The organism is Hyphomicrobium sp. LHD-15 (genome assembly GCF_031157355.1).
In the GTDB taxonomy this organism is placed as follows: Bacteria; Pseudomonadota; Alphaproteobacteria; order Rhizobiales; family Hyphomicrobiaceae; genus Hyphomicrobium_C.
Window position 1 is genome coordinate 1,006,849 of the sequence record NZ_JAVIFT010000001.1, and the last position, 12,872, is coordinate 1,019,720.

Annotated in this window: 15 protein-coding genes; 8 read left to right on the forward strand and 7 right to left on the reverse strand. The window is 63.6% G+C overall.

The genetic code is table 11. The features are described 5' to 3' along the window. Positions 1 to 49: 49 nt before the first annotated feature. The 6 genes from RCO24_RS04600 (at position 50) to RCO24_RS04625 (ending at position 5,600) form a co-directional block, all read left to right on the forward strand. Entirely contained in the window at positions 50 to 1,390 is a 1,341-nt protein-coding gene (locus RCO24_RS04600) for a hypothetical protein (RefSeq protein WP_308960219.1), read from the forward strand. A 334-nt stretch (positions 1,391 to 1,724) separates the two neighbouring features. Then, positions 1,725 to 2,114 carry a hypothetical protein gene (locus tag RCO24_RS04605; protein WP_308960220.1) on the forward strand — a complete coding sequence of 130 codons (390 nt, stop codon included), beginning with the start codon at positions 1,725 to 1,727 and terminating at the stop codon, positions 2,112 to 2,114. 122 nt (positions 2,115 to 2,236) lie between these two features. Continuing rightward, entirely contained in the window at positions 2,237 to 2,659 is a 423-nt protein-coding gene (locus tag RCO24_RS04610; protein ID WP_308960221.1) for a hypothetical protein, read from the forward strand. Positions 2,660 to 2,855: 196 nt separating this feature from the next. Then, positions 2,856 to 3,995 carry a carboxynorspermidine decarboxylase gene (gene nspC, locus RCO24_RS04615; RefSeq protein ID WP_308960222.1) on the forward strand — a complete coding sequence of 380 codons (1,140 nt, stop codon included), beginning with the start codon at positions 2,856 to 2,858 and terminating at the stop codon, positions 3,993 to 3,995. Between the two features lie 212 nt (positions 3,996 to 4,207). Further along, the gene (locus tag RCO24_RS04620) at positions 4,208 to 4,933 is read left to right on the forward strand and encodes a GNAT family N-acyltransferase (protein WP_308960223.1); all 726 of its coding nucleotides are present in this window, start codon (positions 4,208 to 4,210) and stop codon (positions 4,931 to 4,933) included. Between the two features lie 139 nt (positions 4,934 to 5,072). Further along, positions 5,073 to 5,600, forward strand: coding sequence for a hypothetical protein (locus RCO24_RS04625; protein ID WP_308960224.1), 528 nt, complete (start codon positions 5,073 to 5,075; stop codon positions 5,598 to 5,600). 117 nt (positions 5,601 to 5,717) lie between these two features. On the opposite strand, the gene RCO24_RS04630 is transcribed toward RCO24_RS04625, so the two are convergent. The 4 genes from RCO24_RS04630 to RCO24_RS04645 all read right to left on the reverse strand — a co-directional run bounded on the left by RCO24_RS04630 (position 5,718) and on the right by RCO24_RS04645 (position 8,910). Continuing rightward, positions 5,718 to 6,020 carry a hypothetical protein gene (locus RCO24_RS04630; protein ID WP_308960225.1) on the reverse strand — a complete coding sequence of 101 codons (303 nt, stop codon included), beginning with the start codon at positions 6,018 to 6,020 and terminating at the stop codon, positions 5,718 to 5,720. Between the two features lie 212 nt (positions 6,021 to 6,232). Continuing rightward, positions 6,233 to 6,430: a hypothetical protein gene (locus tag RCO24_RS04635; RefSeq protein WP_308960226.1), complete on the reverse strand. Its 198-nt coding sequence runs from the start codon at positions 6,428 to 6,430 to the stop codon at positions 6,233 to 6,235. A gap of 525 nt (positions 6,431 to 6,955) precedes the next feature. Further along, the gene (locus RCO24_RS04640; RefSeq protein WP_308960227.1) at positions 6,956 to 8,338 is read right to left on the reverse strand and encodes a glutamate--cysteine ligase; all 1,383 of its coding nucleotides are present in this window, start codon (positions 8,336 to 8,338) and stop codon (positions 6,956 to 6,958) included. 125 nt (positions 8,339 to 8,463) lie between these two features. Continuing rightward, positions 8,464 to 8,910, reverse strand: coding sequence for a hypothetical protein (locus tag RCO24_RS04645; RefSeq protein WP_308960228.1), 447 nt, complete (start codon positions 8,908 to 8,910; stop codon positions 8,464 to 8,466). Positions 8,911 to 9,020: 110 nt separating this feature from the next. On the opposite strand from RCO24_RS04645, the gene RCO24_RS04650 reads away from it, so the two are divergent. Continuing rightward, positions 9,021 to 9,347, forward strand: a complete 327-nt coding sequence (locus RCO24_RS04650; protein WP_308960229.1) for a hypothetical protein — start codon at positions 9,021 to 9,023, stop codon at positions 9,345 to 9,347. Between the two features lie 12 nt (positions 9,348 to 9,359). Here RCO24_RS04650 and RCO24_RS04655 read toward each other — a convergent pair whose 3' ends face one another. Both RCO24_RS04655 and RCO24_RS04660 read right to left on the reverse strand, forming a co-directional pair. Continuing rightward, positions 9,360 to 10,292 (reverse strand): bifunctional riboflavin kinase/FAD synthetase, encoded by a 933-nt coding sequence (locus RCO24_RS04655; RefSeq protein WP_308960230.1) that lies wholly within the window; start codon positions 10,290 to 10,292, stop codon positions 9,360 to 9,362. Between the two features lie 36 nt (positions 10,293 to 10,328). Then, entirely contained in the window at positions 10,329 to 10,763 is a 435-nt protein-coding gene (locus tag RCO24_RS04660; protein ID WP_308960231.1) for a MaoC family dehydratase, read from the reverse strand. A gap of 269 nt (positions 10,764 to 11,032) precedes the next feature. Here RCO24_RS04660 and RCO24_RS04665 point away from each other — a divergent pair, with 269 nt between their 5' ends. Continuing rightward, entirely contained in the window at positions 11,033 to 11,824 is a 792-nt protein-coding gene (locus RCO24_RS04665) for a cell cycle transcriptional regulator TrcR (RefSeq protein WP_308960232.1), read from the forward strand. A gap of 40 nt (positions 11,825 to 11,864) precedes the next feature. Here the strand turns inward: RCO24_RS04665 and ubiA are convergent, their stop codons facing one another. After that, a complete protein-coding gene (ubiA, locus tag RCO24_RS04670) occupies positions 11,865 to 12,851 on the reverse strand; it encodes a 4-hydroxybenzoate octaprenyltransferase (protein ID WP_374990928.1) in 987 nt (328 codons plus the stop codon). Positions 12,852 to 12,872: the final 21 nt, after the last annotated feature.

Consider the following 12,872-nt stretch of genomic DNA (forward strand, 5'->3'; position numbering starts at 1 on the left):
AGAATTTGGCGCGCGAGAAAGCGCGACCGAACGGCGGGGGACACTTCTGATGCAAGAGACCGTGCAGGCCTACTTGGCGGCGGGGACGGACGCGAACGCGGCACCTGTCATCGTGACCGTGCACGGCACCAACGACGCCCATGCCGACGACGAGGGCACGCGCTGGTGGCAACGCGGCTCGAAGTTCACCCAGCACCTGGTCGACAGCCTTGCGGCGCGCGGGCTGCCGCGGGCGGAAATCCTGCCGCTGCACTGGTCCGGCCAGAACTCCGACTTCGACCGCCTCAAAGGTGCCGCCGATCTCGCGCGGACATTGCGCCGCCTCGATCGCGACGGGCGTCCGCACGCCGTGATCGCGCATAGTCATGGCGGCAACGTCACCGTCGAAGGGCTGACGCTGGCGGGGCGCTCGCCGCATCGCGGCGGGATCATTTCGTTCGGCACGCCCTTCTTCACGCGGCGTCTCAAGACGGTACCGATGCTGATTGCGCTGTTTCAGCTCGTGCTCGGCCTCGTCATTCCGCCGATCATGCTGTGGTATCTGGCCGAGATCCTCCCGTCCGATAGCAACAAGAAGGTGGAAGGCGTGCTGCTGTTCGGAGGGCTCGCCGCACTCGGGCTCTGGAGCCTCGTCCGCGGGGCGCGCCGGCTTTTGCAGCGGCAATTTGCGACCCGCTTGTTCGCCCGCTCGCTCGCGCCTTCGCAATGGCTGGTCGTTCACAGCCCGCGCGACGAGGCGATGCAGCTTCTGGAGACAGCCGCGCAGATCTCGCCGCAATACGTCAAGACCAGCTCGGCGATGCGGTCGCTCACGGCGTTCGCGTCGCTTGCCGGCGTCGTGGCCACGACCGGTCTGTTCATCTGGTTCGGCGGCCACTTCCTCAATCCCATCGTCGAGAAGATTTCGGCCGGCGAGTTCGGGCTCGGCACGGCTGCCGATTTGACCTTCCTGTTGCTCGTTCCGATCGTTTACGGCGCGGTGTTCTTCGCGATCTGGCTGATCGCGCGGGCGGGCGGCGCTTGGCTCTATGCCAAGATGCTGACGAACGCCATTCACGGCGGCGTGCTGGGCGCGGCCTTCGGCGGAGACGGACCGTTCAAACTTGTCGGCATTACGCGGCTCCCGCCCTACCTCGTTAAGGCAAAAGAGGAGCGCCTCGAAGCGCTCGACCTCGGCGGCATCGACGATGCGGCGTTGTTCGTCGCGGCGCAGAACCTTTACAACAGCGTCGTTGCCAACGACGGACCGGAAGGCGGCATTGCCAATCCCGACGTCATGTGGAAACGCCTGTCCGATGCGCTCTACCACAACGCGTATATGCGCGACGACGGGGTGATCGCGACGGTTGCGGATCACCTCGCGGGGAGCTGGCGCAAGCCGGGGAAGTAACCAGCGCTCAGCGTTTGCTACGTGCGATTGACGCGCGACCGATTCAGAATTTTTCGCTCGCATCTGGAATAAAATTCGCAACTAAAAAATCAGCCATTCAGAGCGAATGTGGCGCGGTGCGTCCCATTTGAATCACAGAATCACAACATGGTTTGCCTCGTGATTTGAACCGCACCGCCTCGAACGGTCATGGAACCAGATCGGGCGGCCCAAATTTATACTCGCACGCATTTTCAAAGGTGAACCTGATTCACCGGCCGTTCGTGCCCGCAAGGGGGCAGAGAAGCGGCCGCGCCAGCTTCGCCGGAAAATGCCCAGCAACGGGGGACCAACCATGGCTCAACTTTCTCAGAAACTCGCGGAAATGCACCGCAGGCTGGCGGAGAACGCCCAGGAGGAGCAGGCGCTCGTCCGCGCGCTCAACTCCGCGCTCAATCACGTCGACGAGAAGCTGTTGACGGAGATCCGGCACGTCACGCAGCAGCATGAGGCCCGCCGCTCGGTGATCATGAACGAACTGCAGCTGCTCGCGACGCGCCTGTGCGCCTTCCCCGCCTTGCAGCATCAGGGCGAAGCTGTGGCGGCGATCGAGGACGAGAATTACACGCCGCCGCAGAACGGAAGCCGCAACGGGGCGACGCACGCACCCGGCAACTGGCGGATCGCTGCCCAGAACATCCAGGACGACCTGGACTTCTTCAGCGACCACCCTCAGCCCAACTGAGGCTCGAGCCCCTGGTCGCCGGCTCGCATACCCGGTGCGACCGGAGCCAGGCCCGGGGATTTCATTTGTTCGACGCGTTGCCTATGCTGCCCCCCGGCTAACTCACACGGCGCGGGGGGCGCATGACCGAGGGCGAAATTCTATCCATCCGCAATGAGCTCATTGCGCTCGTCGTGTCCGTCGTCTCGGTGAGCTTCGGGATGATCTCGGCCTACATCGTGGGCTTGTGGCTGTTTCTCAAAAAAGCGCCGGTCGTGCTCCGCTTGCTGGCGTTCCTCCTGCTTTCGTGCGGGCTCGCTTTCATGGGCGTGCTGACGGGCGGCCTCAATGCGCTGCTGCTCGGCACCGAACGGGCCTGGAGCAAGCTCGACAAGACATCCGTCGAGATCCCGAGCTTCGGCAGCGAGCGGCCGGATTTCCTCTACGGGCTGTCGCTCTACGAGGCTTCGGCGGCGCTCGGCTGTGTCGCCTTCCTTGCGATCTACGCGGCGCTGTTCTTCATCACGTTCTTTTATCGCTGGGCGGACGAGACCGAGCCAGATTAGCCGTTTTGCCGCTGCTAACCATTCGATGAGACCGATGATTCACGCTTCGGACTTTGTCTGCGCTACCGATTCACGCCTCGGCCGATAGGGGCCGCGGCGATCGGAGCGCGAGGATCCGAAGCGATCATGGTCTAGAACTCGTCATCCAGCGATGCCATATAGCGCGCTCGGTTCCTTCCTCGCGCGATGGTCAGCCATGCTCCCCAACATTCCCAGCGATATCCGCACCCCCGCCTATGTGCTCGACGCGGCGGCCCTCAAGCGGAACCTCGAGACGGCTGCCCGCGTCAAGCGCGAGGCCGGCGTCAAAGTCCTGCTCGCCACCAAGGCGTGGGCGATGCCGGCTGCCTTCCCGCTGATGCGCGACGTGCTGGACGGCACCACCGCGTCCGGCGAGTACGAAGCCCGCATGGGCCGCGAGGAGTTCGGCCGTGAGGTGCACGTCTATGCGCCGGCCTACGGACCGGGCGAGGTCGAGCGGCTGACGGCGATCGCCGATCACATCTACTTCAATTCGCCCGAGCAGATTGCGCGCGGCCTTCCGCTCGTGAAGGCGGCCGGGCGTGAGGTCGGCATTCGCATCAATCCCGGCTATTCCAATGCGACCGTCGGCGGGGCGCTCTACGACCCTTGCGCGCCGTGCTCGCGCTTCGGCACCACCGTGGACGAGATCGACCAGCTGCCGTGGGATGACATCGACATCTTCCACGTCCATGCGCTTTGCGAATCTCTCGACAACGGATCGGTCGGGTTGATCGAGCATGTGGCACGTGGCTTCGCGCCCTATCTCCGCCGCGTCAAAGCCGTGAACTTCGGCGGCGGGCATTTCATGAACAAGCCGGGCTACGATGTGTCGAAGCTGATCGCGGCGCTGCGTGCCTTCCGCGCCGAGTTCGGTATCGAAGTTTACCTCGAGCCTGGCGCCGGCCTTGTCGTCGATACCGGCTATCTGGTGTCGACGGTGATTGGGCTGCATCACAACGTGAAGGACATCGCGATCCTCGATGCCTCCGCCTCGACGCACATGCCGGACGTGCTGGAGGTGCCATACACGCCGACGGTGATCGGCGCGAAGGAGCCCGGCGCGCTCCCGCATTCCTACCTGCTCGGCGGCAAGACCTGCATGACCGGCGACGTGATCGGCGAATACTCTTTCGCCGAGCCGCTCGTGCCCGGCTCGCGCGTCGTGTTCACCGACATGATGCAGTATTCGTTCGTTAAGAACACGACCTTCAACGGTACGCCGCTGCCGGATCTCGCCATCCTGCACGAGGACGGGCGCTACGAGGTGGTCCGGACGTTCGGCTACGAGGAATTCAGGCGGCGGCTCGGCTAGAGCGCGTTCCAAAAACGGGTGTATTTTCTGGACGCAGGCGCTCCGCCTCGTCGGGAACGCGGGGCTGTGCCATGGCCCCGCGCTTCATTCCGGGAACGAAAACGCGGAGCCATAGTTACACACCATCGGACACGATACCGAGGGATATCCTCACTCACGCGATAACCTCTCCTCGCTACGGGCGAGATTGGCCGGGCACAAGGAATGTCTCTGTGACCTCACGCCTCATGTTCCAGCCGCCACTCGTTCTCGATTCCAACGCGGGAAATGCCGCCAAGAATTTTCCGATATCGCTTCGAGTCTACGGTTCGACGTCCGACATGACCGAGCTCTATCGGCTTCGCTATCGCGCCTTCCGGAGTGCGGGCTGGATCGGCGAAACCCCGGACCACGAATTTCTTGATCGCTACGATGCAATGGAAACGACGGTTGCGATCGGTGCCTTTCACAACGGTGACTGCATCGGCTCCTTGCGGCTGGCCTTTGGCGGGAGCGCGACCAGGGCGGGTTCGATGCCGTGCGAGGAGCAGTTTCCGGTCGAAGTCGGCGCGCTGCGCGAGGCCAACCATCATCGCCTCGTCGAATTCTCGCGCATGGCGGTCGAGCCTTCGCTCACCAACAGGTCGTTCAGGACGACGCTTTACGCATCGCTGGTGCGTGCCGGGCTGATCCTCACGACGGCGTCCGGTGTCGATGCCGCGGTCATCGCCGTGCACCGCAACGTCTCGCCCTTCTATCAGGCGATGTGCGGGTTCACGGTCCTGGGCACTTCGGCTTTTTACGCAGGTATTGCGGAGCCTACACACTTCCTGGCTCTGCCGTTTCAAACGCTGGACGAGCGCCGCAAACGGCAAAACGCATTCTTTGCGGTGTCTGCAGAAGAAATCGAACGGGCGCGGATCACGCTTGCCGCCATGCGGCGGCAAGTGGCGGCATGAAGTAGGTTCTTCGCGCGGCGCTTGTGCCCCTCCGGGAAGCGCCAGGGTTGCGCGCGCGGGGTAATGGGTCTTAGTCTGTGGGTGTGGGGGGCGTAAGCGATATGCCGCGAGGGGTGGCGCGCCAGTAAAAGGAGCCCACATGGCCACATCTGCCAAGCTGGAGCGAAGCGTCCTCAGCCATGAGGAGTTCGCCCTCGTCAAAGACACCCACCACCCTGAAATCTATGGTGTCGGCGATCTCAAGGCCTTGCAGGAGCTGCAAAGCAGATTGCGCACGCTGCGCGGCAAGGAACGCACGCTCACGCGTCAGAAGCGGCGGGAGACCCGAGGAAAATCCGAGGCGCGCGGCAAGAGCTTTCCGGGCACCTCCGAGCAACCTCTCAAGCGGAAACAGGTGTTCGCGGCAGCGCTGAAGCGCGTCAACAACGAGGTCCGGCGCGTGCGTGCGATCGAAGCCACCGCCCGAAACGTGGAAGCTGCTCACAAGGCGTTCCAGCTCAAGCGCGAAGCCAATTTTCTCCATCATCCGGTCGAACGCACAGCCAGCGACGGGATGAAGTCTCTTTCGAACACTCGCCGACGTTCGCATATTCCGGGAAGCCAGATCGGTAGCGTCTCGCAGGCGACAAAGGTCGCGCAGGCGATCAAGGATTCGCGCCCGTCGTAACGGCTTCTCGCGCTAAAAAACCAACGGGCCGCCGGCCTCTTGCGAGGCGGGCGGCCCTAACCGTTCGAGCGAAGCGATGCGACCCAGCCCTGGTGCCCGCCCCGCGACATCCGACGGCTATTTCTTGTCGTCAGCTTTCTTGTCGACCTTCTTGGCAGTTTTCTCTGCTGCCTTCTTGTCAGACTTCTTTTCGACCTTCTTCACCTTCTTGGCCTTGTGCGCCTTCTTCTTGTGCTTGTGCTTATGCTCGGCCTTCGCCTCCTGCTTCTTGCCACGCTCGTGAGAGGCAAACGTCACCTCGGACGCGGCAGAACCGGTGTGTGCGCTCGGCCCCTTGGGCAGCGCAACGGCCATCGAGCTGGCTGCAAGCAATCCGATCAAAGCGGCGCTCAAAGCCGCAGACTTCTTGAACGTCTTCATCAATCCCTCCGTAGGACGATCCCCGGTCGGACGCATAGGCCGGCCCAATGCCGCCTCGCGCTGATCGACCATGCTCAAACGCGTACAAACGCCTCGGAGAAATTATTGAGGGGCTCGAACGGAGGGAAAGATTTAGTGCTTATAAGAAGCCCAGCGCGCCGGTGCATTCGTAATCACGGACGCGCTGCTTCCGTTGCCCGGTGCAGAATGGCTCAGCGCTTCGCGCGGCAGGATTGCAGGCAGCGCGTCAACTCGGAGCCGCAGCTCGGGCTGTCCTTGGTGGCGCGGCGGCAGGAGTTCTCCTGCGCATAGCAACGCTGTGCACAATCGTTGGCAAAGGTTGCGGCCGGAATCAGGGCCGAGAACCCGAAGCACAAGGCTGCGGTCGCGTAACGAATTGTCCGGTTCATTTTCGACCCTCCCTCTGCTGGATTGGCTTTCGACACAACGCCCTGCTCTGCTCAATAGGAGCGGCCTGCCCGATAGTGGCCCTTGTTCGCCCCGTTGCGCGGATGATGCGTAAACGTGGTTTACACGCTCAACGATGAACGTCACCTGAACCGGGCCGTCAAGCCTTCCGCGCCATTTAAGGTTGCTGCAACATGGCGTTCGGAAAGCACTAGGAGTAGCGCAGGCACGCACGCTCCAGGTCTTGGCAAGACCGAGGATTCACGCTTCAGGCATTTCCTGCGCTGCCGATTCACGCCGCGGCCAATAGGGGCCGCGACGATCGGAGCGCGTGGGCCCAAAGCGATCATGGTGGTTTTTAGTGAGACCGACGATTCACGCTTCAGGTTTCTCCTGCGCTGCCGATTCACGCCGCGGCCGATAGGGGCCGCGACGATCGGAGCGCGTGGGTCCGAAGCGATCGTGGTGGTTTTTAGTGAGACCGACGATTCACGCTTCGGACTGATAGCGTCCGAAGCGATCGTGGTCTAGAACGCGAATTCCTCGAAGATGTGGTCGATGTTGCCCTGCCAGGGGCCCTCGAAGCGGTCGATCAGCTCGTCGGCCACGGTGCGGCCCGCGGCCGCCAGCCGCTGAAGCGGGGCCAGATAAATCGTCTCGTCCTGGCTTTTGACGTTGATCTGGCGGCGATTTTTGAGGCCGAGGTGGGAAATGCGCAGCGCCGTGCGCGCCAGCTCCTGGACGGTGGTGTCCTTGAACTTGGCGTCCAGGGCCAAGCGCGGCACGATCGCGCGCAACTCATCCCGGTCGGCGGCGGTCCAGGTCTTGACCATATCCCAGGCAGCATCGAGCGCGACCTCGTCGTAAAGAATGCCAACCCAGAACGCGGACAGCGCACAAATACGAGGCCAACGTCCACCGTCGGCGCCGCGCATCTCGAGGAAGCGCTTCAGGCGCACTTCAGGGAAGAGCGTGGTGAGGTGATCCGACCAATCATCCAGCGTCGGGCGTTCACCAGGAAGGGCCGCGAGCCTCCCCTCCATGAAATCCCGGAAGGATGCTCCCGCGACGTCGATGTAGCGGCCCGAGCGATAGACGAAGTACATCGGCACATCGAGCGCGTAATCCACATAACGCTCGTAGCCCATTCCGTCCTCGAATACGAAGGGCAGCATGCCGGTGCGGCGCGGATCGGTCTCGCGCCAGACTTCGCTGCGCAACGACTTCATGCCGTTGATGCGGCCTTCGGTGAAAGGCGAGGAGGCGAACAGCGCAGTGGCGATCGGCTGCAGCGCGAGGCTCACACGCAGCTTCTTCACCATGTCGGCTTCGCTGCCGAAGTCGAGATTCACCTGGATGGTCGCAGTGCGATACATCATGTCGAGACCGCGCTTGCCGACCGTCGGCATGTAGCGCGTCATCACCGCATAGCGCTGCTTCGGCATGTGCGGGGTTTCTTCGAGCGTCCATTTCGGCGAAAAGCCGACGCCGAGAAATCCGATGCCGAGATCCTCACCGACGTCGAGCACCTCGTTCAGATGCTGCTGCGTCTCGTCGGCGGTTTCATGAAGGGTCTCGAGCGGCGCGCCGGACAGCTCGAACTGGCCGCCTGGCTCGAGGCTGATGGTACCGCCGGGCTGCCCGTCCGGCCGCTTGAGCGCGATGATGTTCTCGCCCTCGGTGATCGGCTCCCAATCATAGCGCGCGATCATGTGTTCCATCAGTGCGCGGATACCGCGCGGGCCCGCGTATGGAACAGGCGTCAGCGTCTCGGTCTGGAAGACGAACTTTTCGTGCTCGGTGCCGATGCGCCAAGCATCCTTGGGCTTCTCGCCAGCCGCGATCCAGGCGACAAGATCGTCGCGGGAACGCACGGGCGGACTTTTGGCCCCATCCTGGCGGGTCGACATGCGTGGGGCCTCTGGGGGTCCGGAAAAGGCGTAGGCGTTGCTGGGCAGGAGTTATGGCGACCCCGGGGCGCCTAAACAAGGGGTTGCTGTCGTTGGTCGCGCGTCCGGTCGCCGCGCGCGCTCGACTAACGGGGACGCGCGGGTGGTAAACAGGGCAGCACGCGGCGCGGGTCGTCCGGAATGGTTTCCGATTGCAGGCAGGCCTCGAGGCGGCGGATCATCACCGAGCTATGGTTTGCCCGGAGACAATCGATAAACAGCCGGACTCCCTGGGCAACGCAGCCGTCTAGCTCGGCCATGATGAACTGGGGCGCGTCGACATCGGGGCGATCTTTGCGAGAAAGGTCGATGTTCGGCTCGATGAAAATCGAGGGCCCGTCGTTTCGGCCGGGCCTTCCAGGCCGATCGTCGGGGCGTCCGGGACGCGACCGGTCCCCGCCTCTCTCCTGCGGACGCACCATCTCCGCTGGCCCCGGGCCCTCCTGGGCCGCGAGTTGCATGGGCGAAATGGCGGTCAACACCGCCGCGCAGACCAGGGCCGCCTTGGCTTGCATATCCATCTGCTTCTGCATTCAAGGAGCGCATCAGCCGGCAGGCTTCGCGCCAGCCCTCCACGATAGATAGGGAACGTAAACGAATCGCTCCTTAAAATTCGACCAGCAATTCAGGAATGGAGGTCGCGATGAAATACGAGGCACTCCTCGCCGGCGGGATAATCGTGGCGGGCATTGCAGCCGCGGCCCTGACGCTCGATGGCGAAACGGTTCCCAACAAGAAGATGGCCGGCGGGTCGGAGGCGTGCACCTATCACGCGGGTCCGATGGACGGCGATCTCATCAGCGAAGGCTCGGATGCCGGACGGCGCATCCTTCAGTCCATTCTCGCGCTCGAACGTAAATGCGAGTACGTCACGCTTGCGTTGCCGGACGGCACGCGTCAGGTCATGAAGCTCGGCAAGGCCGGCCGCAAACCGGGCGAGCGCGGCCCACCCAGCATCACAACGTTCTAGAGCATCTTCCGACTATCTCGGCTCGGCCGCGAGGATCTCGCGGGCCTTGGCGCAATCGGCTTCCATCTGGCGCACAAGCTCCTCGGCAGATGCAAACTTGCGATCGCCGCGCACCTTGTCGACGAAGCTGACCTCGATGGTGCGTCCGTAGATCTTCTCGTCGAAGTCGAACAGGAACACCTCGAGCACGGGCATTCCGTCGTCGAAAGTGGGGCGGGTGCCGAGGTAGGCGGCGCCCTCGAGCGATTTGCCGTCGAGCTTCACGCGCACCGCGAAGATGCCGTGGCCCAGCGCGGTTCCCTTCGGCATCGCCACATTCGCGGTCGGGAAGCCGAGGTCGGTTCCGCGCTGCGCGCCGCCGATGACCGGTCCCCGCACGCGCCATTGGCGCCCCAGCGCCTTGGCCGCGCCGCGCACATCGCCTTCCGCAAGCAGCAAGCGGATCGCCGTCGAAGAAAACGGCTCGCCGCGATCGGCTACCGGCTCGACCACGGTCACGCCAAATCCATGCGCCGCGCCGGCCGCGCGCAACGTCTCGGCCGAGCCGGTGCGGTTCTTGCCGAAGAAAAAATGATAGCCGACCACGACATGCGCAACAGCGAGCGCGCCGACTAGAATTTCCTCGATAAAGCGGCCTGCATCGAGCCCCGCAAGGGCCGCATCGAAAGGCAGCACGACGGCGAGATCGAGCCCTATCTCGTCCAGCACAGCGAGCTTCTCGTCGCGCGGCGTGAGATGGAAATGCAGCTCGTCAGGGCTGAAGAACTCGCGCGGATGAGGCTCGAAAAGCAACACGCCGGCCGGGCGCCCGATGCGTTTTGCTTCTTTCTGCGCGGCGCCGATCAAAAACTGGTGGCCGCGGTGCACGCCGTCGAAATTGCCGAGCGCCAGCACGGCGCCCTTCGCCTCGGGCGGTACCGCTTCAAAACCATTGACGATCAGCATCGGGGTTTTTCTCGTGCGTGCAGCCGAAGCCGAGCTTCACGCGGCCGGGCGGCTTGGGACCATCATGACGGCTTCGCCGGTGAGAACCGGCTTGCCGTTCACCGCGCAGACCGTCTCGAAGCGGGCACGCTTCTTTTCGGGCAGCAGCTCGACGAGCTTCACAGTGGTCACGACCGTGTCGCCGATCTTGACGGGCGCCTTGAAGGCCAGCGTCTGCGACAGGTAGATCGCGCCGGGGCCTGGAAGCTTCATGCCGAACACCGCGGAAATATAAGCCGCCGACAGCATGCCGTGGGCGATGCGCCCTTTGAACATCGTTGAAGCCGCATAGGCCTCGTCGAGATGAACGGGGTTGCGGTCTCCGGAGACATCCGCGAAGGCGGTGATGACCGCTTCCGTCACGGTGTTAGAGAGCGAGGCCTCCTGGCCCACGGCAAGGTCCTCGAAGTAGGTGATGCTATCGGTTGCCATGGTTATCGCTCCTCAAGACGGCGCCGGCCTCTTATGGTGAAGAGACCGATGATTCACGCTTCAGGCTGGTAGGGCCTGAAGCGATCATGGTCTAGCGGGCGGCCCGCCTATGTGCAACTTGCCGTATAACAAGCCGTGCACCCACAAAAACCGGAACGCAGGTGTTGCGGCCGGAGGCGGGAAAGCGTTATAAGGCGCAATCCCCAAATTCCTACCCCCTATAATGGCCTTCGCAGCCCGTCGCCGCGAAAGCCCGGAGAAGAGCCGCTATGAGCGACCGTAAACCCCTGATGCCGAAGGCCACCGCCGTGTGGCTGGTCGAGAATACCTCGCTTTCGTTCGAGCAGATTGCCACGTTCTGCGGGTTGCATGTGCTCGAAGTCAAAGGCATCGCCGACGGGGACGTGGCCCAGGGTATCAAAGGCCTTGATCCGGTCACCTCGAACCAGCTCACGCGCGACGAAATCGAAGCCGCCGAGAAGGATTCCGGCCGGCAGCTGCACATCGCCGAGCCCAAGGTCGTGATGCCGGAAACAGCCGCCTCGAAGCGCGGCCCCCGCTACACGCCGGTTTCGCGCCGCCACGACCGGCCCAACGCCGTGCTCTGGCTCCTGCGCAATCACCCCGAACTCAAGACGAGCCAGATCATGCGCCTCGTCGGCACCACGAAGCCGACCATCGCGCAGATCAAGGATCGCACGCACTGGAACTCGCAGAATCTCGTCCCTCAGGATCCGGTCACGCTCGGGCTTTGCTCGCAGACCGATCTCGACAACGAGGTGAAGAAGGCCGCGCGGCGCATGGAGCGCGAGCGGCGCGAGGCACAGAAGGAAGCGATCAAGGCCGGCACGCTGCTGCCGACTGAAGAAACCACGGCACCTGCCGGCAGCGAGGATGATGACGATGAGGGCTTCCGCCCGACTGCCGAGATCGTGCAGCCGAAGGAAGCCGACGCCGCGCGCGAGGAAACTCCCGCCGAGGAAGAGGCTCGCGTGTTCGCCAAGCTCAAGGAGCTGAAGTCGGGCACGGACGAGGCCGCCGAAGAAGAAGACAAGGACTGATCTTCTCGTCATCTCCCCGTTCGCGGGGAGATGGGGGATGTCAGCTCAGGCCGGCCCACCACGACAGCAGCGTGTCGGTCAAGAGCGCCAGGAAGATCGCCGCGCCGACGTCCCGGTTGGCGCGGAACCTGCGCAGGCAGTTCTTCGGATCGGACGTATCCAACGTCGAGACCTGCCAGGCCATTTGCAGCCCCACCAGCGCGACCCCAAAAAAGAACACGAGATGCGTGCCGGCAAGGAAGCCGGCCGTGATCCAGAGCAGCAGCGCGCCGACATAGAAGCTGCCGATCCAGAACGGCGTATCCTCGCCAAAGGTCAAAGCCGTCGACTTGAGGCCGAGCGTCGCGTCGTCATCGGTGTCCTGGTGGGCATAGATCGTGTCGTAGCCGATGGTCCACAGCACCGCGCCGGCATAGAGCAGCAATGCGGGCAACGCCAGCGACCCCTTTACCGCCGCCCAGCCCATCAGCGCGCCCCAGTTGAACGCGAGGCCAAGCACGGCCTGCGGCCAGTAAGTGATGCGCTTCATGAACGGATAAATGGCGACCAGCGCCAGCGATGCGATGCCGAGGACGATCGTGAAGAAGTTGAACTGAATGAGAACCAGGAAGCCGATCAGCGACAGGGCACCCGCAAAAATCAGCGCCGCCTCCGGCGACACCTGTCCCGACGGGATCGGGCGGCTCGCGGTCCGCTCGACGCGCGCGTCGTACTCGCGGTCGACGTAGTCATTGTAGGCGCAGCCGGCGCCACGCATGACGATGGCGCCGATGGCGAACAGGGTCAGCATCCAGGGGTTCGGATAGGGGTGGCCGATCGAAACCTCGGCCAGCGTCAGCGACCACCAGCACGGAAACAGCAGCAGCCAGGTGCCAATCGGACGGTCCACGCGCGCCAAACGCAGGTAAGGCCGCCAGGCCGCCGGAGCGAAGCGATCGACCCAGTTGCCGTCCTCGGCGTCGGACACGGTCGCCGACACTCCTTCGAGCTCGTTTTCGTCGCCGGAATTCGCCGCGTGCGCCGCCATCGCCGATTTTTCCTTGTCGTC